Genomic DNA, 25,029 nt, shown 5'->3' on the forward strand with positions numbered 1-25,029 from the left:
AAGCTTCATCGCATCTCTTTAACAGCATCGCCGAAATTGGCTGAAAACCCATAAGGAGAACACCAGTGATTTCAAAGACTCAACGCCTGCTCTCGCTCTCGACCGCAATGCTGCTTGCAACGACGGCCATCGCCGCCGAGCCGAGCGAGGAGCTCATCGCCGCCGCCAAGAAGGAAGGCACGCTGACCACGATCGCCCTTCCCCACAGCTGGTGCGGATACGGCGATCTCATTGCCGGCTTCAAGGCCAAGTACGGCATCGAAGTCAATGAGCTGAACCCCGACGCCAGCTCCGGCGACGAGATCGAGGCCATCAAGGCCAACAAGGGCAACACCGGCCCGCAGGCCCCTGACGTCATCGACGTCGGCCTCTCCTTCGGTCCGTCGGCCAAGGCCGAAGGCCTGATCCAGCCCTACAAGGTCTCGACCTGGGACACGATCCCGGACAGCGCCAAGGACGCCGACGGCTACTGGTACGGCGACTATTACGGCGTTCTCTCCTTCGTCGTGAATACCGATATCGTCAAGGATGTGCCGAAGGACTGGGCCGACCTCAAGAAGTCGGACTATGCGAACTCGGTCGCGCTCGCCGGCGATCCGCGCACCTCGAACCAGGCCGTGCAGGCGGTCTATGCCGCCGGTCTCGCCGCCGGTGAAAAGGATCCGGCAAAGGCTGGCGAAGCAGGTCTCGCTTTCTTCGCCGAAGTCAACAAGGCGGGCAACTTCGTTCCGGTTATCGGCAAGTCCGCCTCGCTCGCGCAGGGCTCGACGCCGATCATCATCGCCTGGGACTACAACGGTCTCTCCTGGCGCGACAGCCTGAACGGCAATCCGCCGGTCGAGGTCGTCGTTCCGGCCTCCGGCGTCGTCGCCGGCGTTTACGTCCAGGCGATCTCCGCCTTCGCACCGCATCCGAACGCGGCCAAGCTCTGGATGGAATACCTCTATTCGGACGAAGGTCAGCTCGGCTGGCTGAAGGGCTATTGCCACCCGATCCGCTTCAACGATCTCGCCAAGAACGGCAAGATCCCGCAGGAACTGCTCGACAAGCTGCCGCCGGCAGAGGCCTACGAAAAAGCCGTCTTCCCGACGCTTGAAGAACAGGAAGCCGGCAAGACACCAATCACCACCAAGTGGGACAGCGTCGTCGGCGCAAACGTACAGTAATCGCTATCTCGGCCTCCTCGCCCCGACGGGCGGGGAGGCTTTTCTCTGACGCCGGGACGGCCGAAGCCTCGATGACCACGACAACAACAGCAACAACGACAGCACCCCTGATCAGCAAACGGGCGATCATCGATTGGCTCGGCATCGCGCCCTTCATGATCTTCGCGCTGATGTTCCTGGTCGTGCCGACGCTTTACCTCGTGACCGGCGCCTTTCTGACGCCCGCGGGCGAGTTCACGCTCAAGAATATCGCCGACCTGTTCACGCCTTCGATCCTCTCCGCCTATTGGATCTCGATCCGGGTGTCGGTCGCCTCGTCGCTCGGCGGCGCGCTGATCGGCTTCTTTCTCGCCTGGGCGATCGTACTCGGCGGCGTGCCGAGTTGGGTCCGCTCCGGCCTGCTCACCTTTTCGGGCGTTGCGTCGAACTTCGCCGGCGTGCCGCTCGCCTTCGCCTTTCTGGCGACGCTCGGCCGTACAGGTCTCGTCACCGTGTTCCTGCGCGACTGGTTCGGCTTCAACCTCTATTCGACCGGCTTCAATCTCCTAAGCTTCTTCGGGCTGACCATCACCTATATGTATTTCCAGATCCCGCTGATGGTCCTGATCCTGACGCCGGCGCTGGACGGCCTAAAGCGAGAGTGGCGCGAAGCGGCCGAAATCCTCGGCGCCTCCCACTGGCAATATTGGCGCATGGTGGCACTGCCGATCCTCTGGCCGAGCCTGCTGGGCACGACGCTTTTGCTTTTCGCCAACGCCTTCGGCGCCATCGCGACGGCCTACGCGCTGACCGGCAGTTCGCTCAACATCGTGCCGATCCTCCTTTACGCCCAGATCCGCGGCGACGTGCTGCACAACCCGAATCTCGGCTATGCGCTCGCCCTCGGCATGATCGTCATCACCGGGATTTCCAACATTCTCTATATCTGGCTGCGGATGCGCGCCGAACGGTGGCAGAAATGAAAGCACAGCGCCTGGGCGCCTGGATCGCCATCGCCGTCGGAGCGAGCTATTTCATCATCCCGCTGCTCGGCACGCTGGAGTTCTCGCTGCGCATGCGGCGCGGCGCCTATTCCTTCGATGCTTACCAGTCGGTTTTCTCCGACATCCAGTTCCGCGAGACCTTCGGCTATTCGATCATAATGGCGCTGCTAACCATCGTCTTCGGCATGCTGCTCGTGGTGCCGACGGCCTATTGGGTGCGCCTGCGCCTGCCGCAGGTCCGCCCCGTCGTGGAGTTCGTGACACTGCTACCGCTCGTCATTCCGGCGATCGTCATCGTCTTCGGCTATCTGAGGCTCTACAATTCCTCGTCGATCCTGCCACTTACCGGCTCGACCTCCGGCACGAATGCGCTGCTCATGTTCTCCTACATGACGCTGTCGCTTCCCTACATGTACCGCGCCGTCGATACCGCCATGCGGGCAATCGATGTCCGGACGCTGACGGAAGCGGCCGAGAGCCTCGGCGCCAAATGGCCGACGATCCTTTTCCGCTGCATCTTCCCGAACGTGATGAGCGGGGTGCTTTCCGGCGCCTTCATCACCTTCGCGATCGTAATGGGCGAATTCACCATGGCGGCGCTGCTCAACCGGCCGGCCTTTGGCCCCTATCTGCAGCTCGTCGGCGCCAACAAGGCCTACGAGCCCTCGGCGCTCGCGGTCATCGCCTTCGCCATCACCTGGCTCAGCATGGGGCTGATTCAGCTCGTGTCCCGCTTCCAGCAATCCGCTTCGCCCAAGGCTTGATCACATGGCATTCCTGACGCTGACGAACATCCAAAAATCCTTCGGCCCGGTTCAGGTCGTGCACAACTTCAACATGGGCATCGACAGGGGCGAATTCGTTTCCTTTCTCGGCCCTTCCGGTTGCGGCAAGACGACCATCCTGCGCATGATCGCCGGCTTCGAGACGCCGTCCGGCGGCTCGATCGTCATCAACGGCAAGAATCAGGGCACGCTGAAGCCAAACCAGCGCAATATCGGCATGGTGTTCCAGGCTTATGCGCTGTTCCCGAACATGAACGTTCACGACAATGTCGCCTTCGGCCTCAAGGTCGCAGGCGCCTCCAAAACGGATATTGATATGCGGGTGAAGCAGATGCTCGGGCTCATCAAGCTCGAGCACCTGGCGGACCGCTTCCCCTATCAATTGTCCGGCGGCCAGCAGCAACGTGTGGCGCTCGCCCGCGCGATTGCCGTCAAGCCGCAAGTGCTGCTGCTCGACGAGCCGCTCTCCGCACTCGATGCGAAGATCCGCATCTCGCTACGAGAGGAGATACGGCAGATCCAGCAGCAGCTCGGAATCACGACGGTATTCGTCACGCATGACCAAGAGGAGGCGCTCTCGATCTCCGACCGGATCGTCGTCATGAATGCCGGCCGCGCCGACCAGATCGGCACTCCCTTCGAGATCTACAATACGCCGGCGACCCGGTTCGTCGCCTCCTTCGTCGGCACGCTCAATATTATCGAGGGCAAGGTGGCCGATCCCGCGACCGGCGCCGTCACCATCGGCGACCAGCGGATTTCTCTGAAAGAGCCCATTGCCGGCGTCAAAGGCGGCGACAGCATCTCGCTGGCGCTCAGGCCGGAGGCTGGCTCGATCGCCGAAGGTGCGCCAGGCGATACGGCCCTTCCCGGCGAAGTGGTCTCCACGAGCTTTCTCGGCTCCGTCATTCGCACCAAGCTGCGCGTCGGCGGCGACATCATCTCCTTCGACATGTTCAACAATCCGGGCATGACCCCTCCGGTCGCCGGCGAACACGTCACGCTACGCTTCGCCGCCAAGGACCTGCTCGTCATCCGCGAGTAGGTGGGCGCCCTGCCGGAACGATTTATCCGACACGCCGATGTCCTTGGAAAGATCTGTCGCGATTTCCCGCTTTTTCGTCGCTCGGCGCGTTTGACCGCAGCCGAGTGGCCGATATAGTCGCAAGCGTTCTCAGGGCGGGGTGAAATTCCCCACCGGCGGTAGCGGCAAGGCGATCGACATGATCGCCGGGTCGGAGCCCGCGAGCGCTTCGGGCAGCTTCAGCGCCTGAAGGTCAGCAGATCCGGTCGAATTCCGGAGCCGACGGTTACAGTCCGGATGGAAGAGAGCAAGCAGAAGCGGCGCCCCCTCCCCGGGGGCTGTCGTGCATGCATGTTCGCCCGACGGGATCATTGGAAAAAACGCCAACCCTGAAAGGCTTGAGACCATGACTATCCTTTCCCATCCCTCCACCAAGATCGCTATCGTCCGCGCCCGCTGGCACGCCGATATCGTCGACCAGTGCGTCGACGCCTTCGTCGCCCAATGGGCGAAACTCGGCGGCAACACCGCCGACGTCGAGATCTTCGACGTGCCGGGTGCACTCGAAATCCCTCTGCATGCGCAGACGCTCGCCAAAACCGGCCGCTATTCGGCGATCCTCGGCACGGCCTTCGTCGTCAATGGCGGTATCTACCGGCACGACTTCGTCGCCGGCACTGTCCTAGACGGCATGATGCGCGTACAGCTCGACACGGACGTGCCGGTGCTCTCTGCCGTGCTCACGCCTCACAACTTCCAGGAAAGCGAGCCGCTGATCGCCTTCTTCCGCGAACATTTCGTCGTCAAGGGCGAGGAAGCCGCCAATGCTTGCGCGCAAATCCTCGACGCCCGCGCGAAGCTGGCGCTGATCAACGCCTGAGCAGCTTCCTCTAAAAGAAATGCGAAGGGGCGCGGCTGGCATCGGTCGCGCCCCTTCGCATTTGCGCCGATTGAAAATTCGTGCGACCACGTTAGTAAACTTGACAAAATCTGAAAGATTATCCTTGCCGGCTGTGGGTGCCGGCCGAGAAAACGACCATGACATTTCAGCCGCGCATGCAGAACAAGATCAGCGGTTTTTCGATCATAGGCGGCCTCAACCGCCGCGAATGGAATGGTGTGGTCGCGGATGTCTGGGACGTGGAGTGCGTTCCGCATGCCGGCGGCTATTACGTTGCCGAGGACCCGCGCATGTTCATCGTCCTCGACGCCAAAGGTGGCGGCAATTGCAGGGTGAAGCTGGCCGCAAACGGCAAGGGTGTCGTCCAGAACTATCATCGGCAAGCCCTCTCCTATATTCCTGCCGGGATGGAATTGTGGACCGATGTGGTCGACGTCCACTATATCCGGCATCTCGATCTGCACTTCGATGTCGATGCGCTCAGCCGGCGCCTGAAGGAAGATCTGGACTCCGCCGCTATCGACAGGCCCCGGCTGATGTTCCAGGACGAGCGCTTTCTCCGGCTTGCAGGTCTGATCGCGGCCGAATGCCTCAATCCGCAACCGCTTCATGATCTCTACGGCGACGGGCTGACGGTAGCGCTCTTCGTCGACCTCATGAAAATCGGCAAGCGCGAGCCCCGCAAGCGCAGCCAGTTGGCGGGCTGGCAGTTGCGCCGTGCGATCGACTTCATCGAGGAGAACTTCGCCCGCAACGTCCGGCTGGAGGAACTTGCAAACCTCACCGGCCTCTCCCAATCACATTTCAGCCATGCCTTCAAATCCTCGACCGGTGTCGCCCCTCACCAGTGGCACATGAATGCCCGGGTCGAGCGGGCAAAGCAGATGCTGCTCAAGACCGACGTGTCGCTCACGACGGTCGCCGCGGAGACCGGCTTTGCAGATCAGGCCCATTTCACCCGCGTCTTTCGCAAGACGATCGGCACGACTCCGGCCCTCTGGAAAAAGAGCCGCGGGGCCTAACAAACGCGACGCCCGCCTGTGTGCACTGCGCAAAATTTGCCCAGGATCGTTCAATTTTCCCCGACTGCGACAAGCCGGGCCCGTATAGTTGATTTAATCACTCACCTTATCATTGAACAAAACCGGTAATGGTGCGATGGGCGCGCTCGGCCGAATTCGTGGCAGGAATGAAGACATGAAGCGCAAGGATCATGGGGCACATCTGAAGCATGTCTTGGCGAGCGGAGCGGCACTTGCCACGTTGATGGCTGCGGGCGTGGCGCTGGCGCAGGATGGAAGCGCCACTCAGCTTGAACGGCTCGTCGTCGAGGGCGGGAATGTTGCGGACGACGGCGCCACCGGGCCAGTCGACGGCTACGTCGCCAAGGCCACGGCGACCGGTTCGAAAACGGCCACTCCCCTCACCGAGATTCCGCAATCGATATCCGTAGTCGGCCGCGAGGAACTGGACGACCGAGCCGTCGTCAACAAGGTCGACGAGGCGCTGCGTTATACGCCCGGCGTGATGGCCGCGCCCTTCGGTGTCGATCCCGACACCGACTGGTTCTACGTCCGAGGCTTCGACGCCGCGCAGACAGGTGTCTTTCTCGACGGCCTCTCCCTCTACAGCTACGCTTTCGGCAATTTCCAGATCGATCCTTTCATGCTGGAGCGGATCGAGGTGCTGAAGGGGCCGGCCTCCGTGCTCTATGGCGGCGCCAATCCGGGCGGTATCATCAATCTGATCAGCAAGCGGCCGCTCGACGAGCCTCTCTACTATAACGAGCTCGGCATCAACAGCGACGGCAACGCCTTCACCGGCTTCGACGTTAACGACCGGCTGACCGAGGATGGAACGTTACTCTATCGCCTGACCGGTAAGATCGCCGGCGGGGACAACTACTCGGATGTTTCCAAAGACGTGCGCGGTTTCATCCTTCCTCAAGTGACCTATGCGCCCGACGAAGCAACCAGCCTTACTGTCTATGGTTTGCTGCAGGGACTCGATCAAGTCCATGTCGGCAACGGCTTCCTGCCCTATGTGGGAACCGTAGTCGATGCGCCCTTCGGCAAGATCGACCGGGATGCCTACTTCGGCGAGCCGGATATCGACGAGGGAACCTACACCCAGCAGATGCTCGGCTACGAGTTCAAGCACGACTTCGATAACGGCTGGACCTTCACCCAGAACGCGCGCTACGCCCATCTCCACAAGCACGAGAAGTACCCCTATCCCTATGGCTATGTCGGCCCGGGCTTTGGCAATGTCGAGCCCATCGGTCCGGACTACCTCCTGAACCGCATCGGCTTCGAGGCGACGTCGAAGGTGGACAGCTTCTCAATCGACAACCGGGCCGAGACGGACTTCGATCTCGGCGGCACGACCCACACTTTTCTCGCCGGCCTCGACTACAAATACTACCGGCTTGACCATGTCGGGGCGTCGGGAGGCGCGACGCCGATCAGCCCCACTGATCCGGTCTACGGTGTGCCGCAGGGGCCAACCGCCGTCTACATCAACCAAATTTTCACCCAGCAGCAGCTCGGCATCTACGTCCAGGACCAGATTCGCTTCGGCGGCGGTTGGCTTGTCACGCTCAACGGCCGCTACGACTATGTGGACACCGACCTCAAGAACGGCCCTACCGCCTGGTCCGGGCCTTCCAACTTTGGATATGATGACGGCGCGCTCAGCGGCCGCGCTGGTCTCGCCTACGAGTTCGAGAACGGCCTCACGCCTTATGTGAGCGTCGCCACCTTCTTCAACCCGCTCGTGGGCTCGCGCGACTCGGACCCGGATCCTCTGGTCACGATTCTGATTCCCCTGAAACCCGAAGAAGGCCTCCAGTACGAAGCAGGAATCAAATACGAGCCGACCTTTATCGACGGCTTGTTCACCGCCTCCGTCTTCGAGATAACCAAGCGGAATGTCCAGGTGACCGACACCCTTGGGATCTCCACCCAGCGGGGTGAAGTGCGCTCCCGCGGGATCGAACTCGAGGGCAAGATCAACCTTGATGAAAACTGGAAGGTCATCTCCGCTTTCAGCTATACCGACATCGAGATTACGGAAGACACAAATCCGTCGCTGCTCGGCAAGTCGCCCTATCTCATCCCCGAAACGCAGGCCTCGCTTTGGCTCGACTACACGGTTCCGACCGGAGCGCTCGAAGGCGTAAGCCTCGGCGCCGGCGTCCGGCACCAGGGCGAATCCTGGGCCGACTCAGAGAACACGAAGAAAGTTCCGGCTGCGACGCTGGTCGATGCTGCCATACGCTACGAGAAGAACGACTGGGCGGCATCGCTCAACGTCGCCAACCTCTTCGACAAGGAATATGTCAAAGGATGCCAGGGCCTCCTGACCTGCGGCTACGGCGAAAGCAGGACGTTCACGCTGAAGCTCAGCAAGACATGGTGACCTCCGCTCAAGAAGCTGAATCGCCGTGTGAAGGACCTGAATCCAAGTATTGGAAGATCACCAAGCCACTGATCCGATTCGACATTCAACGGGTAGAGATCGGTTGCTGATCCGGGTGCAGCTCCTCCCTCAGCGCATCCTGCAACGCCCGCACACGGTTCTGGTGGCCCGCAAACTCATAACCAACGATCGTCACGACCGGCGCCAGCATCAGGATGATGAGGCATATCGTCATGGGGATGCCCGCTGCCGCTGCAGCAACCGATGCGGCCAGCACGAACGCCGTGCCGGCCAGAAGCCAAATGTGGAGACGGTCCGAACGGCGCAGCAGATAGGTATACATAGCATAGATCAGCGCCACATAGATCGCCACGGGAACAACCACCGTCATCACCGTTGCCACCGAGGAAATATGCGCCTTGTGCTCGATGTAATAGGCGGCGACATGCAAGCCAGCGCCGGTAGCGACGATCGCGGCGAAGATCAGCATGTGACCGTAGCCCCAAACGAAGGCGCGCTTGCGGAACCGGTGCAGGATCTCCGCGCTCGGAAGCATGAAATAGATCCACCACATGCCGAAGGTCAGTCCCGTGCCAGCGATGCAGACGAGGGCGACGTCAGGGTTCCAGCCGTGCCCTTCGACAACGGCCGTGACCGAAGCGACCGTTCCGACCACGCCTTCGCCGAGGGCAATGATAGCGAGCAGGCTATAGCGCTCGGCGATATGGTGGGCATGCCAGGGCGTTCCTCCCTGAAACGATTCCGCGATTACCGGCCCCGCCATCTCGACTGCCGTCAACACCACGACGAAGGCCAAGGTCACAAGTAGCGAGAAATCGATGAAGATCAGGATGACCCAGCCTAGCTGGGCGATGGAAACGGCCGTTGCATAGGTCATGCAGGCTTTGCGGCGGGAAGGATCCTGACGGGCCGCCCGAAGCCACTGGAATACCATGGCAACGCGCATCACCACATAGCCGAGCACCATGACGCCGTTGTTGAGGTATTCACCTTTGTCGATCGACTCGAACATCGGCGGCAGTCCGATGGCGAGGATCAGCACCCCGACCATCTGCACCATCGTCACTGAGCGGAATACCCAGTCATCCGTGTCGTAGGCGGAAGCGAACCAGGAGAAGTTCACCCAGGCCCAGCAGATCGCGAAACTGGCGAAGCCGAAACCGATCAGCCCGGCCTTGAAATGCCCTTCCGCCAGCAGATGCGCGAGCTGCGACGCGGCAAGGCTGAAGGCGATGACGAAGGTCAGGTCGAAGAGCAATTCGAGCGGCGTCGCCGCGCGATGTCCCTCATGCGGGTCGCGCCCGCTCATTCTTGATACGTGATGCGCGCCCGGCTGTTTGGTCTCGGACATGAAATGCTCCTCGCTGATGCGCGGGCATCTTCAAGTCTTTGCCGAAAATCCGTCAAGGCCGCAAAAGCGAAAACACCCGGCATTGCTGCCGGGCGCCTCGCTACAGGCCCATGAGGGAGGATCAGCCTGAGCCTGCAGAAATCGCGGTCGTCACCTTGCGGCGTCGAGACGGTCGATCGCCTGCACATTGGCGGCCGAAGGCCCGTTCGGGTCGAACTCCGAGGCAAGCCAGGTATCGACGATCGATTTCGCCAGCTCCGGCCCGATGACGCGCGCGCCCATGGTGATGATCTGGGCATTGTTGGACTTCGCCGCGCGCTCGGCGGAATAGGTGTCGTGGGTCAGCGCCGCACGGATGCCCGGCACCTTGTTGGCCGAGATGCAGACGCCGATGCCGGTGCCGCAGATCAGGATGCCGCGGTCGTTCTCGCCGGCCGTGATCGTCTGCGCCAGATCGCGAGAGAGATCGGCATAATAGCCGGCATGGCTCAAGTCCTTCACCTCGATATCGGCTTTGCCGGCGAGATGCGCGGCGATGACGTCGAGCAAGGGCTTGCCTGCGCTGTCAGCTCCGATCGCGATTTTCATGGATGTTTCCTTTCCGCACTTGTTGGAGACCATGTGGCGATTCTCAAATCGCCTTGGCCACGCGTTGCAAAATGTCGAGATAGCCGCCGACGTCCCAAGCCGAACGGCCGATGAAAAGACCGTCGATATGGGGCTCAGCGATCAGTTCCTCGCAGTTCTCAGGGTGGACGCTGCCGCCGTAGAGCACCGGCACTACGACGCCGAGCGCGGCTTTTGCGACCTCGGCGATCAGTCTGTGGCGAGCATCTGCATAATCGGCGGTCGCCGGTATGCCGTTTACCCCGATCGCCCAGACGGGCTCGTAGGCGAGCAGGATCGGCGCATTCGTGGCCGCTCCTTCGAGGAAGGCGAAGGCGCCTTCCACCTGACGCGTCAACACCGCATCCGCCTGGCCGGCCTCCCGTTCGGCGAGCGTTTCGCCGATGCAGATCAGCGGAACGAGACCGTGCTTCACGGCAGCCGCGGTCTTCAGCCCCACGGTGCGGTCGGTCTCGCCGAAATGTTCACGGCGCTCGCTGTGACCGAGCTCGACGATGTCGAGATGGCAGTCCTTGAGCATCAGGGGGGAGATCTCTCCGGTCCAGGCCCCTGCATCTTCCCAATGCATGTTTTGCGCACCGACCTTGACGCTCGTCGCCTTCAGCCTCTCCTTCACCTGCCGAACCGCCGTAAAAGGCGGAATGACGAAACGTTGGATGCGCGGGTCGCGCGAAGCATCGGCGGCGGCAAGACCGTCGGCGAAGGTCATCGCCTCCGCCAGCGTCTTGTTCATCTTCCAGCTCGTGCCGACCCAGAGCCCTGACTTGCTCATGCCTTCTCCGATATCCTTTGATTGCTGACCCTGATGAGCTTAACCCCGGTATCGTCGAGAACCGCCGCGTGTTGGTCCGAAACGCCGTCGCTGCTCAGCACGGCATCGAAGGCCTCAAGCCCGGTCAGGAAATGCAGAGCCGAGCGCCCGAACTTGCCATGATCCACGAGCAGGTATTTGCGGCTTGCCGATTTCACCATCTGGCGCTTTGTCTGCACGACCTCCTGATCCTGATGGAAAGCGATCGCGCCCTCGATCGCCGAACTCGACAGGAAGGCCACGTCGGCGCGGAGCGACCGTAACGCCTCCTCGGTAACGATGCCGAAGAACCCGTTGAATTTCTTGCTGTAATGCCCGCCGAGCGCGATCAGATTGATGCCCGGCGCGCCGGAAAGCTCGGCGATCACCCCGAGATTGTTGGTGATGACGGTGAGCGGGCGGATATCCTTGAGAAAGGCGGCAATCGCGCCGGTGGTCGAGCTGTCGTCGATGATGATGCTCTGGCCGGGCTCGATCAGCGTTGCCGCGTGCTCGGCGATCCGCCGCTTCTCGCTCGCCGCGATCTTTTCCCGATAGCGGAAATCGCTTTCGAATTGCGGGCTCGATTGAATCGAGGCGCCCCCATGGACCTTGCGCAACAGCCCCGCCTGCTCAAGGTCGTCGAGATCGCGGTGAACGGTCATCTTGCTGACGCCGAAGCGCAGCGCAAGATCCTCGACGGAGGCCGTTCCCGCCTCCATCAGCACCTCCATGATCGCCTCTCGCCTGTCTTCCGGTTTCATCGCACGTCCCGAGCCCAGCGCAACCTGCCTCCGCGCCACCACGGAGAAGATAACATGAAGATGTGATACTTCAACTTAAATTGTGAGTTTTTGTTACGTCTGAATGTGATATTTCAGAGGTGATTAAAGCCGGTATCGATATACGGTTCCCAGAACTCGACCGACTCCCGGATCATCTCGACGACCTTGTGATCGGTCGGCTCGCGCTCGCGGAACGAGAGCTCGAGGCAGATCTCGTTGTCCGTCCCGCCGCCCCTTCTTACGGCTTCGATCAGGCGCTCCGGCGTGATGCGGCCGTCCTTGTTGTATGCCGCGGTGAAGGGCCAGTGGCCGCCCTTGTTCATCGACGACTGCTTGATGTGAATGATCGGGGACTGCCGCGGAAAGGCCTCGGCCCAGGCATAGGGATCGACATCGGCGGCGTTCGGCGATGTGACGTCGCCATGATCGATGTCGACCATCACCTTCATCGGGATGGGCAGTTCGGCGGCCTCCAGCCGCCGGTCGAGCGCCCTGCACTCTTCGATTGTGTGACCGAATTCGCGGCCGACCGACATCGGCTCCCAGAAGACGTAGGAAAGCCCGGCCGCCTTGGCGTGCTCGGCGACCTCGCGCCAGCATTCGATGGCGATCGCCACCAGCTCCTCCCGGCGCACCGGATCGTCATAGTCCTTGAGCGTGAAGATCGCGAACTGCGTGCCCATTCCGGAAGCGCCGAGTTCGGCGGAAATATCGGCGAAAGTCTTGAACCAATCGACATAGTAGCGCCGGACGTCCGGGTCGGGATGACCGAAATGATTGAGCCGGCCGTAAGGCCCGGTCATGCCGGAGGTGACTTTCAAGCCGGTGCGGGCAAGCGCTGCTCGGAACTGCCGAAGCGTCTTGTTGATCGTCGCCGCCGGCCAGCCCGGATTCACGAATTCATGGGTGAGCTGGACATAGCCGATGCGGATCTTCTCGGCGATCGTGTCGATCAGGTCGTCCGGCTCGGCAAAACGATTGACGAGAGGATTGGTGTTGAGCGACAGCGTGAAGGCCATGGCCGGGCTCCTTGCTACCAGAGAAATTTCGGGAGGATGAAATCGGGCGCGGCACCATGCTCCACGAAGAGGAGCCGGCGCTCCTCGTCCGACTGGCGTTCGAGAATGCCGGTCGTCACCAGGACGGAGGCGAGCCCGACGGCTGCCGCCCCCGCAATGTCGTGCTCGACGCTATCGCCGATGGCGCAGACCCGCGCCGGATCGGGCCGACCGAGGAAGTCGAGCGCGAAGTCGTAGATGTCGGGAAAGGGCTTGCCGATCCAGCGCACCTTGCCGCCAAGCTCTTCGTAAAGCTCGGCGATCCGCCCCGCGCCGAAAGCGTCGCCGGTCTTCGTCAGCATCACCTTGTCGGGGTTGGTGCAAAGGCATGGGACGCCGCGCTCCGCGGCCGGTCGAAGCAGATGCTCGTAATAGGACAGCGGATTAATATCGCCTTCGCTTCCCGCCAGGAGCACAATATCGGCATCCTCGCCATTTTCGGTGCGGACAAGATCCAACCCCTTCAGCGGAGAAAGATCACCATCGCGACTGACGAGCAGGCATTTTCGCGCAACCCTGCCTCCTGTCTCAGCCTCGCGCCTGAGCATCTGCCAGGCGACCTCCCCCGAGGTCAGAAACCAGTTCCAGCTTCTTGGCTCGAAACCGAGTTCTGCCAGCCGGTGGTCGTTTTCCATCGAGCGCTTGCCCGAGTTCGAGAGAATGATGACCCGCTTGCCGGCCTCTTTCAGACGGACGAGCGTCTCCGGCGCACCGGGATAGGGCCCACGCCCGTCTCGGAGCACCCCATACTGGTCTATCAGAAAGGCATCATAAGCGCCGGCGATCGCGGAGACGCCGGGTATTGTCCGGATGCCGTTCATAGCACGCCCGCCTCCCTCGCTCCGGAGAGCGCCAGGCGCGCCGTGCCGGCCGCCGCCTCTTCCGAAAGTGCCGGCAGGAAGGGGACGGCGAGCTTACGCTCGCGGATCGCCGTCCAGGTCGTGTTCTTCGCGCCGCCGCCGACCGTGCGGACCGAGCGAAGCTCCGGGCTGCCGAGGGAGACGAGCCGTTCATAGGCGAGACGCTCTACACCGGCGATCCCCTCGAGGATCGCCTGCAGGAATTCCGCGTCGTCCGCGGGCCGCGGCTCCATTCGCGGCGCGAGCTGAGGATCGGCTATAGGAAACCGCTCGCCGGGCTTCGTCAGCGGATAGTAGTCCAGGCCTGTTTCGGTCCTCGGATCGATCCTTGCTGAAAGTTCGGCGATCCGCTCCGCACTGAAATGCGCGGCGAGCACTGCCCCGCCCGAATTGGAGGCGCCACCGGCAAGCCACATATCGCCGATCCGGTGGCTATAGAGCCCGTATTCCGGGGCGAAGAGCGGCTTGTCGGACAGCATCTTGACGGTGAGCGTGGTGCCGAGCGCGCTGACGCCATCGCCGGGCCGGTCGGCACCAGTCGCCAGGAACGAGGCGCAGCCATCGGTTGTGCCCGCGACAACGACGACGTCACGCGGCAAGCCCAAGGCTTCCGCCGCCGGAGGCGAGATCGTCGCCACCGGGCCACCTGCCGGCAACACCTCCGGCAGCAGATCGACGCGCGCACCGGTCCGCGCCAGCCAATCCGGCCAGCAACGGGCGACTGGGTCGTAGCCGGTCTTCAGCGCGTTGTTCTCGTCACTGACGTCATAGAGGCCGGTGAAATGCCCGGCGAGCCAATCCGCCTGGTGGATGACACGGAAGACGCCGGGCAGCGACTGAAACGAGAGCACCTTTGCGAGACCCGAGGTCGCGCCATGGGCGGCGCTCTCCTTCGGCGCGTGGGCGGCAATGGTTTCAAGAATGGCCGCATCGTCGACGGGATCGTTGTACATTAGCGGCGTCGCGAGGGGCGCACCGTCCGCGGCGACCGGCAGCATTGTGCCCGATGTGCCGTCGATGCCGATCGCGCGCACCCGCATCGGATCGATTGCGGCAAGCGTGTCCTCGAGCGCCGCCTGCACCGCTTGCCACCAGCCGAGCGGATCACGATGGTGATCGGAAAAAGCGGCGAGTTTCGCTGAAGCGGATGCGACGATCTCGCCGGCAGCCGTCATCGCAACGGCACGCGCTCCCGATGTGCCCATGTCGACGCCGAGGACAAGATGACTCTGTCCGTTCATTGCAGCACCTGCCCCGCCCGGTTCAGCTGCTGGCGGTATTTCTCCGCGTCCCAGCCGAGAAGCTCGGCATTTTCCGTATCAGTGAGATAACGCAGCCGTGCGCCGGCGGGGATGCGCGCCGTCACATCCGAAAGGCAGCGCGCCATGGCGAGCGCCCCGGCGGAGATATCCTTGAGCACCAGCGCTCCCTTGCCCGGGAAAAGGAGAACCGGCGGCAGGCTCTGGCCGGCGCCGCGGAAGCGATCTTCAAGAGAGAGGGCGCTCTCTCCCGGAGCGGCAATGACCGACCCCTTGCCAAGGAAGATGACATGGTCGGGATAGAGGCTTCCGCCGGCGGCGATCCTGCAGCTTTCGAGATCGGTCGCAGCGTCATGCAGCCTCTCGTCCTCGGGCAGCCGGTAGGCGCTGTTGACGGCAAGGCGGGAAAGCGCTGAAAGATCGGGAGATGGAGCCTCGCGGACGGGCCCGGCAAAGCGGTCTGAGATCGCGGAAAGGAGAATTTGAGCATCCTCGACCGTCTCCGCGGCAACGGCAAGCCCATGATTGCCGAGGACGAGCACCGACGTGTCCGCGGCGATCCGCTCCGCGATGGCCTTGGCGAGTGGCAGGCCTGGCCGGGCGTAGGGAACGAAAGCATGGGGAATCCCGCTTAGCTTTTTTGCCGCGATCGCCGCGGCATTGGTCTGCACCGCGGTCGAGATGGTCGCGACGCAATGCACATGAATTACCACCTTCTGCGGCATCAGTGCATGAACCGTGGTCTCGATCGATGGCCTGAGGCCCGAGGGATTGAGCCCCTTGACCACGAAATCCTGCGCCTTTTCCGCCGCCGGGTCGTCACGTTCGAGAGCATCGAGCAATGGATCGAGCGCGACCGGCACCATCACATCGCGCATGCGGGCATGGGCAAGCCACAGGCCCGAGGCCTTGATCCAGAGGGTGCCGCCCTCCTTGATCGAGGTGTTGCCGCCCGCACCCTGGACGAGTTCAGGATCAGCGCCGACGCGCGCCGAAAGGTCCAGAAGCGCCTCGAAATCGGAGCTTCGCAACATCGTCTGCTCCTTTCTCATGCCGCCGCCTGCTGTCCCTCGAGCCAGCCGCTGAAGGCCCGCTTCTCCGCCTCGCTCATATGCAGGCCGTGCTTGGTACGGCGTTCGATGAGGTCTTCCGCCGTGCGTGCCCATTCGGTCTCGATGAGGAAGCGGGCCTCACGCTCGCGGAAGAGTGGGCCGAAGGCCGTGCCGAGGTCGTCAAGCGACGTGGCGTCGTCAATGAGTTCATAGGTCCTCGTGCCGTAAAGGCGCGCGTAATGTTTGGCGAGATCGGCCGGCAGCCAGCGATAGCGGGCACGTAGATCGCCGAGGAACTGGTCGAAATCCGCATCCGCCATGTCGCCGCCCGGGAGGTGAGCGCGCGCGGTCCAGGCAGGGCCCATCTTCGGAAAGAAAGGCTTCAGCCGCTCGAGCGCGTGCTCGGACAGCTTGCGAAAGGTGGTGATCTTGCCGCCGAACACCGAGAGCAGCGGGGCCTCGCCCTTGCCGCCATCGAGCTCAAAAATATAGTCGCGCGTCACCGCCGACGGGTTTTCGGCATTATCGTCGTAAAGCGGGCGCACGCCGGAGAAGCTGTGCAGGATGTCGCCTTCGCTAAGCTGCTGCTTGAAGTAGCGGTTCACCGATTTGAGCAGATAGGCAATTTCGTTGCGGTCCGCGGCCACGTCCTCCGGCCGGCCCTCATAGGGAATGTCCGTGGTCCCGATCAGCGCCAAGTCGTTCTGGTAGGGATTGATGAAGATGACGCGCTTGTCGGGATTCTGGACGAGATAGGCCTGTCTTCCTTCCCAGAACTTCGGCACGACGATATGGCTGCCCTTGACGAGGCGGACGCTGCGGCGGGAGTTGAGCCCCGCTATGCGGCCGATCACGTCATTGACCCAGGGCCCGGCGGTGTTGACCACACAGCGTGCATTGACCTCCGTCTTCGCACCGGTCTCAGTATCCGTCATCTCGACATGCCAGAGATCGCCGCGGCGGCGAATGCTGCTGCAGGCGGTACGGGTCAGAATTCGGGCGCCGCTCTTACCAGCGTCGAGGGCGTTCAAGACGACAAGCCGTGAGTCGTCGACCCAACAGTCGGAATATTCGAAGGCCTTGCCATAGGCCGGTTTGATCGGCGCGCCTTCGGGTGCGGTGCGCAGATCGAGCGTCCGTGTTCCGGGAAGACGCTTGCGGCCGCCGAGATGATCGTAGAGGAAAAGCCCGAGCCGAACGAGCCAGGCCGGCCGGTCAGCGGGGTTGTGCGGCAGCACGAAGCGCATCGGCCAGATGATGTGCGGTGCAGACTCTAGAAGGACCTCGCGCTCGATCAGCGCCTCGCGCACCAGGCGGAACTCGTAGTATTCCAGATAGCGCAGGCCCCCATGCACCAGCTTGCCCGAACGCGAACTGGTGCCCTGCGCCAGGTCGTCCTTTTCGCAGAGCAGGACCGAAAGCCCCCTTCCCGCTGCGTCACGGGCAATGCCCGCGCCGTTAATGCCGCCGCCGATGACGAAAAGATCGTATGTCCCGGTTTCGGTACTCACGTGCCTGTCTCCTGTCACGCTGGTCATGCAGCTGCGGTACCGTCGCGCTTGTCCTGCAGCCCGTAGCTGGCAAAGCCCTCGAGAACGCCGGCGATCTCTGCGTCCGGCAGGATCACCGGTCCGCCGATCAACAGCGTGTGGTAATACTGCTTGGCGATCGTCTCGAGCTCGATCCCCGCCCACATCGCCTTCTCGAGGCTTGGCCCGGTCGCGATCATGCCGTGATTGGCCATGAGACAGGCCGAACGCCCCTCCATCGCTTTCAGCACATTTTCCGAAAGCGCCTTGGTGCCATAGCGGGCGTAATCGGCGACGCGAACATCGACTCCGCCAAAGGCTGCGATCATGTAGTGGCAAGCGGGAATGGGTTTACCCGCGATCGCGAGGATTGTCGAAAAGGTCGCGTGCGTATGGACAACTGCGCAGACTTCCGGCCGCGCCCGCATGATGTCGAGGTGAAAGGGCCACTCGACCGACGGTTTCCTGGGCCCGGACCAGGCGCCATACTCGCCGTCGATCGGCATCGCGACGATCATTTCCGGCGTCATATCGGCATAGGGGATGGCGGACGGCGTTATCAGCATCGTGTCGCCGTGGCGCACACTGATATTGCCCGACGTGCCCTGATTGAGGCCGATCGCATTCATGTGGCGGCAATGGTCGATGATCGACCGGCGCAGTTGAAGTTCGCTCATCGCCTCACCTCAGCACGGATTGACCGGCGGCAGGCCGGCGATGTAGCGGCGCACCTCTTCCGCCGCCATCTCCGCGGCATAGGTGACGGTACGCACGGAGGCGCCGGCGATATGCGGCGTCAGCGTCACATTGGGGAGCTTCAGGAGCGGCCACTCTTCCGGCACCGGCTCCACCGCGAAGGTCTCCAGCATGGCGCTTGCGAGATGACCGTTGATGAGATTCTCGTAAAGCGCGTCGTAATCGCAAAGCGGCCCGCGCGCAGTGTTCACGAAGATCGCCCCCGGCTTCATCTTCGCGAAAGTCTCCGCGTTCATTATGTTCTTTGTCTCTTCCGTCACGCGCGGATGCAGCGTCACCACGTCGGAGCGCTCCAGCAATTCATTGAGCGAGACATGCTCGACGCCGGCGTTCCGGTCTTCGGCGCTGAGCTGCACATAGGGGTCATGGACGAGCACCTTGGTGCCGAAGGCGCGGAGCAGCCGGACGACCTTGGTGCCGATATTGCCGTAACCGATGACGCCTACCGTCATTTCAGAGAGCTCGCGCCCCGTGCGATCGGCACGATAGAGATCGCCGCGCCATTCGCCCCGCCTCAGCGCCTCATGCCCAACGCGGATCAGCCGAGTCTCGGCAAGGATGGCGCCTATGGTGAACTCGGCGACTGCACTCGCATTGCGACCGGGCGTGTTGACGACGCGGACGCCCGCATCGCGAGCGGCCTTCATGTCGATATTGACCGGACCGCCGCGCGACACAGCAACAAGCTTCAAGCTCGGCAGGTCCGCCAACATAGTGCGCGACAGCGGCGCGAGCTGGGTCACCAGGATTTCGGCGTCGCCGATGAAGCGGACGATCTCGTCCGGCTTGCCAAGATATTCCTTTAGCCCGTCCATGCCCTCGACCGCATAGCCGTGCTCCATCGGCACATCCGGCCAGGGCTGTTCAAGCAACCGTATCTCGTGCCCATCGCCGCAGGCCTCGACGATCTTGTCGCGAAACACATCCGGCAGCATGAACCGGTCGCCGATAATGGCTATCTTCTTCATTGCGGTCTTTCCTGTGGAGTTCCCGTTCCGGCGGCGTGGGAGAGCGCGTGCCAGACGGGTCTGAGCGCGAGGCGCGACTGCTGGTAGGCTGGGAAAAGCGCGTCGTAGCGACGGACAAGATCCTCATCGGCCAGCTCTGCCGTGCGATGATGCGGCCGCACCCAATCGTCGACGCACTCAGCCATCGAGGGATAAATGCCAAGCGAAACGGCGGCAATCATCGCCGCCCCGGCCGCACCCGCCTCTTCGCGTTCGCTCGTCTGGACGCTGGCGCCGAGCGCACCGCCGAGGATGCGGCGGAGAGAAGCACTGCGGGCGGCACCGCCCGTCAGGCGAATGCATTTCGGCAGCGGCCCCATCTCGGCATAGCAATCCCGGGCGGCAAGGGCGAGGCCGTCGAAGACCGCGCGCAGCATGTCGCCGAAACCATGCGCCATCGAAAGCCCTACGAAGGAGGCGCGAGCCGAGGCATCGACAAAGGGGCCGCGCTCACCCGCCTCCGAGATGTAGGGCTGGAAGAGAAGCGGCGCGTCCTTCGCGTCGGCGAGCCAGCCATCCACATGGGCAAGCAGATCGCTCTTGGACTTCTCGACCCCCATGCCCTTGAGCACGCCGCCCGCAAGCGACAGAATCCAGTCGATGTTGAGCGTCGCAGCCATGTTCGACTGCATCTGCGTATAGGTGTCCGGGATCGGCATGCACATGGTGTAGCCGGTGAGATCGCGGTTGAGGCGCACGTCGTCGGCACTCGTCGCCAGGCGCATATGCATGCCGGTCGAGCCGATGATGGAGCAGCCGGTGTCGGTTCCGGGATCGTAGAGACCCGCCCCGAGCGCGGTGCAGACGACGTCTACATAGCCAAGCACCACCGGAATCCCCGCGGGCAGCCCCGTCACGGCAGCGGCGGCCGACGAGAGGGCGTGATACGCCGTCGCCCCGTCGACGATTTCCGGCAGCAGGTGCTTGAGTTTTTCAAGGCCAAGGAAGGCGATCACATCGTCGCAATATTGCCGCGTGCGGAAATCGCCGAAGGTGAAATTCGCCTCCGAGGGATCGGTGGCGCGCCTGTCCGTGAGGTTGAAGTAGAGCCAGTCCTTGCAGTGAAAGGCGGTCGCAGCACCTTCGAGCATTTCCGGCGCATGCTCCTGCATCCAGCGCAGTTGCGGCCCCTGTTGGCAGGCGGCAAGCCCGGATCCGGTGCGCGCGAAGCGCTCGACGTCACCGCTCTCGCCGCGCAGCCGCTCGACGACCGCGCTGGCACGCGCATCGAGCCAGAGCCAGCCCTTGCCGACCGGCTCCCCATCCTTATCGATCAACCAGGTGCCGTCCCCCTGACCGGTCACCGCGATCGCGGCAACACGGCCAGGGAGGTTCTCGATCCTGGCCGAGAGCTCGACCAGGGTTTTCACTGTATCCGCCCAGGTGCGCCGGAGGTCCTGGACGGCACCGGCGCGGCCCACCGCCTCATAGCTGTTCGGAACCGCGGCCATGGCGAGCTGCCGGCCGCCGAGATCGAAGGCGACCGACTTGATGACCGACGTCCCGGCATCGATGCCGATCAGGATGTCGCGCATCAGGCGAGCTCCTCTCCATGCGAGATCGCATTGCCGCTCTCGCTGTCGAAGACATGCAGGCTCGATGGCTCGAGCCGGATGCCGATCGGTTGACCGATCTCGAGGCTCGTCCGGTCATGTTCGACGAGAACCATCGTGCCGCCGGCGAAGTCGGCCGCGATGTGGGTTTGATCTCCAAGCCACTGGTTAACGGCGACGCGGCCAGTGACTCCGTCGGCACTGCGCCGAACGGCATAGGGTCGAACGCCGAGAACCACTTTCTGCCGCTTCAAAAGCGCTTCCCGAACCGGATGCGAGAAATCGGAGGTGTGATAGTCGAGGTGTACTCCGTCCTTGAGACCGAAGCGGATGCCGGTGCCCGATCCGCTGACGCTCGCCTCGAAGACGTTCATCGGCGGCTCGCCGACGAACGTGCCGGTGAAGAGATTTGCCGGCCTTTCCTTGATCTTCTTGGGCGTGTCGAACTGCTGCAGCACGCCCCCTTCCATCACGGCGATGCGATCCGCAAGCGCGTTCGCCTCGGTCTGGTCGTGGGTGACGAGGATCGCCGTGAGCCCGCGCTCCTTGATGTAGTGCTTGATGCGGCCGCGCAGCACGGCACGCAATTGCGGTTCGAGCTGGCCCATCGGCTCGTCGAGAAGATGCAGGGCGGCATCGCGGATCAGCGCTCGCCCGAGGGAGGCACGCTGCTGCTGGCCGCCGGAGATCGAGCTTGGATAGCGGCCGAGGATGTCCTCGATCTCGAGCAGCTTGGCGATGCTCGCGACCTTCTCGTCGACAACGGCTTGCGACAGCTTCGATGCCTTCAGCGCGAAGCCGATGTTCTCGCGCACCGTCAGCGGCGGATAGAGCGAATAGCCCTCAAAGGCCATGGCGACGTTGCGGCGGACCGGCGGAAGCGTTTGCACCTGCCGGCTGCCAAGCGAGATCGTGCCACGCGAGACGGGCTCGAAGCCGGCAATCATCCTGAGGGTCGAGGTCTTGCCGCAGCCGGACGAACCGAGAAGCGCGATGATCTCGCCCTTCTTGACCTCCATGCTGAGCCTCTTCACGGCGTGAACGCCGTAGTCGACCGGACCGTAGAACTTGTCGACGTTATCGATCGAAAGAGCGGTATCGTTCATGCCGCTTCTCCGTTGCGCTTGGATGTGACTTCGGAAGGCCGGATGCGCTGTCCGCTCGCCCTGTCGAAGAGGAAGGCCGCTCGGCCGTTGACGGCGATGTGTGCAGGCCCGGCGGTGGGGCCGGGTGTGCCGGCGGGGCGTGAAACCAGAATCTCGCGACCGCGCGCGGTCAGCGCCAGCGTCACGGTCTTCTCGTTGAGCGGCGTTTCCGCCTCGACCGTCACCGGGACCGCACCGAGCGTTGAGGCTTCAGTGAAGGCGATCGTCTCCGGACGCAGCCCGAGGACGCATTCCTTGCCGACGATCTCGGCGCCGAAGCCCGGAAGGCGGACACGGACGCCGGAGAGTTCGACAAAGGCGCCGTCCGGTCCGCGTTGCGGCACGACATCGAGGAGGTTGATGGTCGGGTCGCCGAAGAGGCGGGCGATCTCAATATCGGCCGGTGAATTGTAGATCTCCGCCGGCGTGCCGATCTGTCGAATGCGCCCCTCTGCCATGACGGCGATGCGGTCGCCGAGTGCCATCGCTTCCTTGTAGTCCTGGGTGACGTAGATCACGGTCGCGCCCTGGGCGGCGAGCAGCCGGGGCAGTTCCAGCCGCATCTCGAAACGCAGCTTGGCGTCGACGTTGCGGAGCGGGTCGTCTAGCAGCAGCAGCGGCGGCGAACCGACGAGCGCGCGGGCGAGCGCCGTACGCTGTTTCTGCCCGTTCGAGAGCGCCTTTGGATGGTGGCTCAGCACATGATCTATCTTCAACAGCTTCGCCACTTTCTGCACGCCTCCGGCGATCGCCTCCTTGGAAGACTTCCGCGAGGTCAGCGCACTGGCGATATTGTCGGAGGCGCTCATATGCGGGAACAGCGCGAAGTTCTGGAAAGCCATGCCGACGCCGCGATGCTCGGCATCGACCGCCGTCATGTCTTCGCCGCCGATCAGCACCCTGCCCTCGTCCGGATCGATGACGCCGGCGATCAGCCGGAGCAGCACGGTCTTGCCGGAACCCGACGGTCCGAAGAGCACCAGCCGCTCGCCATCCGCGACTTCGAGCGACAGGTCGTCGAGAACCGTCTGGCTCTTGTAGCGCTTGACGATGTTCTTCAATTGCAGCGTGGTCATTGTCGATTATCCCTTCACCGCGCCAAGCGACAGGCCCTCGACGAGGTAGCGCTGGGCGTAGAGTGCGAGTGCCAGCGTCGGCGTGATCGAGAGCACGATCGCGGCGGCGATCTGGCCGTACTGGATGCCGGAAGCCGTGACGAAAGCGAGCGCACCGACGGTGACTGGCTGCTTGTCGGCGGAGGCCAGCACCAGCGCGAAGACGAAATTGTTCCAGGCGAAGATGAAGGCGAGCAGGCCGGCCGCCGCGATCCCAGGGCCGGCGAGCGGCAGGGCGATCTTGCGGAAGGTCGAGAACCAGGAATGGCCGGCGATGCGATAGGCATATTCGACGTCGGCCGAGATGTCCTCGAAATAGCCGCGCACGATCCAGAGGATGAGCGGCAGGCAAATCAGCTGGTAGACCCAGATGAGACCGAAATAGGTATTCGAGAGGCCAAGCCACTGGAAATATTGCGTCAGCGGCAACAGTACGAGCAGCGGCGGCGCGAAGCGGAAGGAGAGCAGCGTGAAAGCGATGTCCTCCGATCCCCTGAACTTGTGCCGTGCGAAGGCGTAAGCAGCGGGAACGCCCAGCACCAAAGCCAGCGCTACTGAAGCGACCGACAGGAACACCGAGTTGCCGAGATTGCGCATGAAGGCGATGTCGAGCGTACCAGCGGCCGTCGTGAGCTTGCCGGTGATCAGCGCCGCATAGTTGTCGAGCGTCGGCGTGAAGATCACCGAGGGAGGAATTCTGAGGATTGTCTCGTTCGTCTGGAAGGACATGAGGAAGATCCAGACGATCGGGAACATGAAGAAGATGACCACCAGAGTCAGGGCGATGCCGCGCAGGATACGTTCGAGCGGAGACATAGTTTCCATGGGAACCTCCTTACGCCTCGCCGCGGGCGCGTTCGCGCAGCCGGAGCCAGTTCTTGATGAAGACGTTCGAGAGAATGTAGGTGATCGCCCAGAGGATGATCAGCAGCGCGGCGGAGCGCCCGACATTGGTCGACTGGAAGAAGTTGAGGTAGGCCTCGACCTGGAAGACGGTCAGCGTGTCGCCAGGCCCGCCCTGCGTCATCGCATAGATGATATCGAATTGCTGGATTGAGTCGAGCAAACGGAAGAGCGTCGCCGTCAGGATGTAGGGCGTCAGCATCGGCAAGGTGATGCGGAAGAAGACGAAGGTGCGCGGCACGCCGTCGAGCGCCGCCGCTTCGAAGGGCTGCGTCGGCAGCGAGCGCAGTCCAGCGAGAAGCAGGATCATGATAAATGGCGTGTAGACCCAGATGTCGACGAGCACGACTGTGAGCAACGCCGTATCTGGCGACGAGGCCCAGCGGAAATTCTCAAGACCGACAAGGCTCGCGAAGTAGCTAAGAATTCCGAAGCCGGGATTGGTCATCAGCTTCCACATCAGCGCGGCGAGCGCCGGCGCCGTCATCAGCGGCAGAAGCAGCATGATCGAGATGAAGTTGTTGACCGTCGTACGCCGTTGCAGGAGCAGCGCGATCCCGAGCCCGAGCAAGAGCTCTAGGCCGACGGTGACGCCCGCATAGACCAGCGAGATCCTCAGCGTGTTCCAGAAGCCGGGATCGGTGAAGAAGTTCAGATAGTTCTCACCCCAGTTGAACTGGCGTGCCCATGGCTGGCTCAGTCGGTAGCGCTGGAAGGAATAGATCACCGCCGTGAAAAACGGGATCAGGATACCGATGCAGACAAGAAGCGCCGGCAAGGAGAGCACATAGGGAAGAACCCTCTTGCTGATCCTGAATCCGCCGGTCCTTGCACCGGGTTGCGTCACAGAAGCCATGGCCAGCTCCGTTCGGAATGCTTGTCTCGATGACATGAAGGGGTCGGCCGCGGCTGGCGCAGCCAGACCCCCTCCTCGTGCTT

General features: G+C 62.7%; 23 protein-coding genes and 1 riboswitch. Of the genes, 7 read left to right on the forward strand and 16 right to left on the reverse strand.

The window, feature by feature from the left end; genetic code table 11:
* Positions 1–65 precede the first annotated feature (65 nt).
* The 7 genes from AYK65_RS10855 to AYK65_RS10885 all read left to right on the forward strand — a co-directional run bounded on the left by AYK65_RS10855 (position 66) and on the right by AYK65_RS10885 (position 8,279).
* Positions 66–1,166 (forward strand): ABC transporter substrate-binding protein, encoded by a 1,101-nt coding sequence (locus AYK65_RS10855; protein ID WP_081158330.1) that lies wholly within the window; start codon positions 66–68, stop codon positions 1,164–1,166.
* 71 nt (positions 1,167–1,237) lie between these two features.
* On the forward strand, positions 1,238–2,128 hold the full coding sequence (locus tag AYK65_RS10860) for an ABC transporter permease (RefSeq protein WP_046118845.1): 891 nt from the start codon (positions 1,238–1,240) through the stop codon (positions 2,126–2,128).
* Positions 2,125–2,913, forward strand: coding sequence for an ABC transporter permease (locus AYK65_RS10865; RefSeq protein ID WP_026617822.1), 789 nt, complete (start codon positions 2,125–2,127; stop codon positions 2,911–2,913). Before AYK65_RS10860 ends, AYK65_RS10865 begins: the two co-directional genes overlap by 4 nt.
* Positions 2,914–2,917: 4 nt before the next feature.
* Entirely contained in the window at positions 2,918–3,979 is a 1,062-nt protein-coding gene (locus AYK65_RS10870) for an ABC transporter ATP-binding protein (protein ID WP_046118844.1), read from the forward strand.
* 121 nt (positions 3,980–4,100) lie between these two features.
* Positions 4,101–4,271: riboswitch (FMN riboswitch) on the forward strand.
* Positions 4,272–4,364: 93 nt separating this feature from the next.
* Positions 4,365–4,838, forward strand: a complete 474-nt coding sequence (locus AYK65_RS10875; RefSeq protein ID WP_026617824.1) for a 6,7-dimethyl-8-ribityllumazine synthase — start codon at positions 4,365–4,367, stop codon at positions 4,836–4,838.
* Between the two features lie 158 nt (positions 4,839–4,996).
* Positions 4,997–5,881 carry an AraC family transcriptional regulator gene (locus tag AYK65_RS10880; RefSeq protein ID WP_081158331.1) on the forward strand — a complete coding sequence of 295 codons (885 nt, stop codon included), beginning with the start codon at positions 4,997–4,999 and terminating at the stop codon, positions 5,879–5,881.
* Between the two features lie 175 nt (positions 5,882–6,056).
* The gene (locus AYK65_RS10885; RefSeq protein ID WP_081158573.1) at positions 6,057–8,279 is read left to right on the forward strand and encodes a TonB-dependent siderophore receptor; all 2,223 of its coding nucleotides are present in this window, start codon (positions 6,057–6,059) and stop codon (positions 8,277–8,279) included.
* An 85-nt stretch (positions 8,280–8,364) separates the two neighbouring features.
* Here the strand turns inward: AYK65_RS10885 and AYK65_RS10890 are convergent, their stop codons facing one another.
* The 16 genes from AYK65_RS10890 to AYK65_RS10965 form a co-directional block, all read right to left on the reverse strand.
* Positions 8,365–9,651, reverse strand: a complete 1,287-nt coding sequence (locus AYK65_RS10890) for a low temperature requirement protein A (RefSeq protein WP_046118842.1) — start codon at positions 9,649–9,651, stop codon at positions 8,365–8,367.
* 150 nt (positions 9,652–9,801) lie between these two features.
* Complete coding sequence (gene derI, locus AYK65_RS10895) at positions 9,802–10,239, reverse strand: D-erythrulose-4-phosphate isomerase (protein WP_026617828.1); 438 nt, start codon at positions 10,237–10,239, stop codon at positions 9,802–9,804.
* Positions 10,240–10,282: 43 nt separating this feature from the next.
* The gene (locus AYK65_RS10900; RefSeq protein ID WP_046118841.1) at positions 10,283–11,050 is read right to left on the reverse strand and encodes a triose-phosphate isomerase; all 768 of its coding nucleotides are present in this window, start codon (positions 11,048–11,050) and stop codon (positions 10,283–10,285) included.
* Positions 11,047–11,832, reverse strand: coding sequence for a DeoR/GlpR family DNA-binding transcription regulator (locus tag AYK65_RS10905; RefSeq protein ID WP_026617830.1), 786 nt, complete (start codon positions 11,830–11,832; stop codon positions 11,047–11,049). The genes AYK65_RS10900 and AYK65_RS10905 overlap by 4 nt, the downstream gene beginning before the upstream one ends.
* Positions 11,833–11,945: 113 nt before the next feature.
* Positions 11,946–12,872, reverse strand: coding sequence for a sugar phosphate isomerase/epimerase family protein (locus AYK65_RS10910; RefSeq protein WP_026617831.1), 927 nt, complete (start codon positions 12,870–12,872; stop codon positions 11,946–11,948).
* Positions 12,873–12,886: 14 nt separating this feature from the next.
* Positions 12,887–13,732, reverse strand: coding sequence for a TIGR01459 family HAD-type hydrolase (locus tag AYK65_RS10915; RefSeq protein WP_046118838.1), 846 nt, complete (start codon positions 13,730–13,732; stop codon positions 12,887–12,889).
* On the reverse strand, positions 13,729–15,012 hold the full coding sequence (locus AYK65_RS10920; RefSeq protein ID WP_046118837.1) for an FGGY-family carbohydrate kinase: 1,284 nt from the start codon (positions 15,010–15,012) through the stop codon (positions 13,729–13,731). The genes AYK65_RS10915 and AYK65_RS10920 overlap by 4 nt, the downstream gene beginning before the upstream one ends.
* The gene (locus tag AYK65_RS10925; RefSeq protein WP_026617834.1) at positions 15,009–16,064 is read right to left on the reverse strand and encodes a class II aldolase/adducin family protein; all 1,056 of its coding nucleotides are present in this window, start codon (positions 16,062–16,064) and stop codon (positions 15,009–15,011) included. Before AYK65_RS10925 ends, AYK65_RS10920 begins: the two co-directional genes overlap by 4 nt.
* A 14-nt stretch (positions 16,065–16,078) precedes the next feature.
* Positions 16,079–17,620 (reverse strand): glycerol-3-phosphate dehydrogenase, encoded by a 1,542-nt coding sequence (locus AYK65_RS10930; protein WP_139015901.1) that lies wholly within the window; start codon positions 17,618–17,620, stop codon positions 16,079–16,081.
* Positions 17,617–18,288: a class II aldolase/adducin family protein gene (locus tag AYK65_RS10935; RefSeq protein ID WP_081158332.1), complete on the reverse strand. Its 672-nt coding sequence runs from the start codon at positions 18,286–18,288 to the stop codon at positions 17,617–17,619. The genes AYK65_RS10930 and AYK65_RS10935 overlap by 4 nt, the downstream gene beginning before the upstream one ends.
* A gap of 9 nt (positions 18,289–18,297) precedes the next feature.
* The gene (locus AYK65_RS10940; protein ID WP_026617837.1) at positions 18,298–19,335 is read right to left on the reverse strand and encodes a 2-hydroxyacid dehydrogenase; all 1,038 of its coding nucleotides are present in this window, start codon (positions 19,333–19,335) and stop codon (positions 18,298–18,300) included.
* Positions 19,332–20,909, reverse strand: a complete 1,578-nt coding sequence (locus tag AYK65_RS10945) for an FGGY-family carbohydrate kinase (RefSeq protein ID WP_081158333.1) — start codon at positions 20,907–20,909, stop codon at positions 19,332–19,334. The genes AYK65_RS10940 and AYK65_RS10945 overlap by 4 nt, the downstream gene beginning before the upstream one ends.
* On the reverse strand, positions 20,909–22,033 hold the full coding sequence (locus AYK65_RS10950; RefSeq protein ID WP_026617839.1) for an ABC transporter ATP-binding protein: 1,125 nt from the start codon (positions 22,031–22,033) through the stop codon (positions 20,909–20,911). The genes AYK65_RS10945 and AYK65_RS10950 overlap by 1 nt, the downstream gene beginning before the upstream one ends.
* Positions 22,030–23,148: an ABC transporter ATP-binding protein gene (locus tag AYK65_RS10955; protein ID WP_081158334.1), complete on the reverse strand. Its 1,119-nt coding sequence runs from the start codon at positions 23,146–23,148 to the stop codon at positions 22,030–22,032. Before AYK65_RS10955 ends, AYK65_RS10950 begins: the two co-directional genes overlap by 4 nt.
* 6 nt (positions 23,149–23,154) lie before the next feature.
* Positions 23,155–24,012, reverse strand: a complete 858-nt coding sequence (locus AYK65_RS10960; protein ID WP_026617841.1) for a carbohydrate ABC transporter permease — start codon at positions 24,010–24,012, stop codon at positions 23,155–23,157.
* 10 nt (positions 24,013–24,022) lie between these two features.
* Positions 24,023–24,946 (reverse strand): carbohydrate ABC transporter permease, encoded by a 924-nt coding sequence (locus AYK65_RS10965; RefSeq protein ID WP_026617842.1) that lies wholly within the window; start codon positions 24,944–24,946, stop codon positions 24,023–24,025.
* Positions 24,947–25,029: the final 83 nt, after the last annotated feature.

The organism is Ensifer aridi (assembly GCF_002078505.1).
GTDB lineage: Bacteria > Pseudomonadota > Alphaproteobacteria > Rhizobiales > Rhizobiaceae > Sinorhizobium > Sinorhizobium aridi.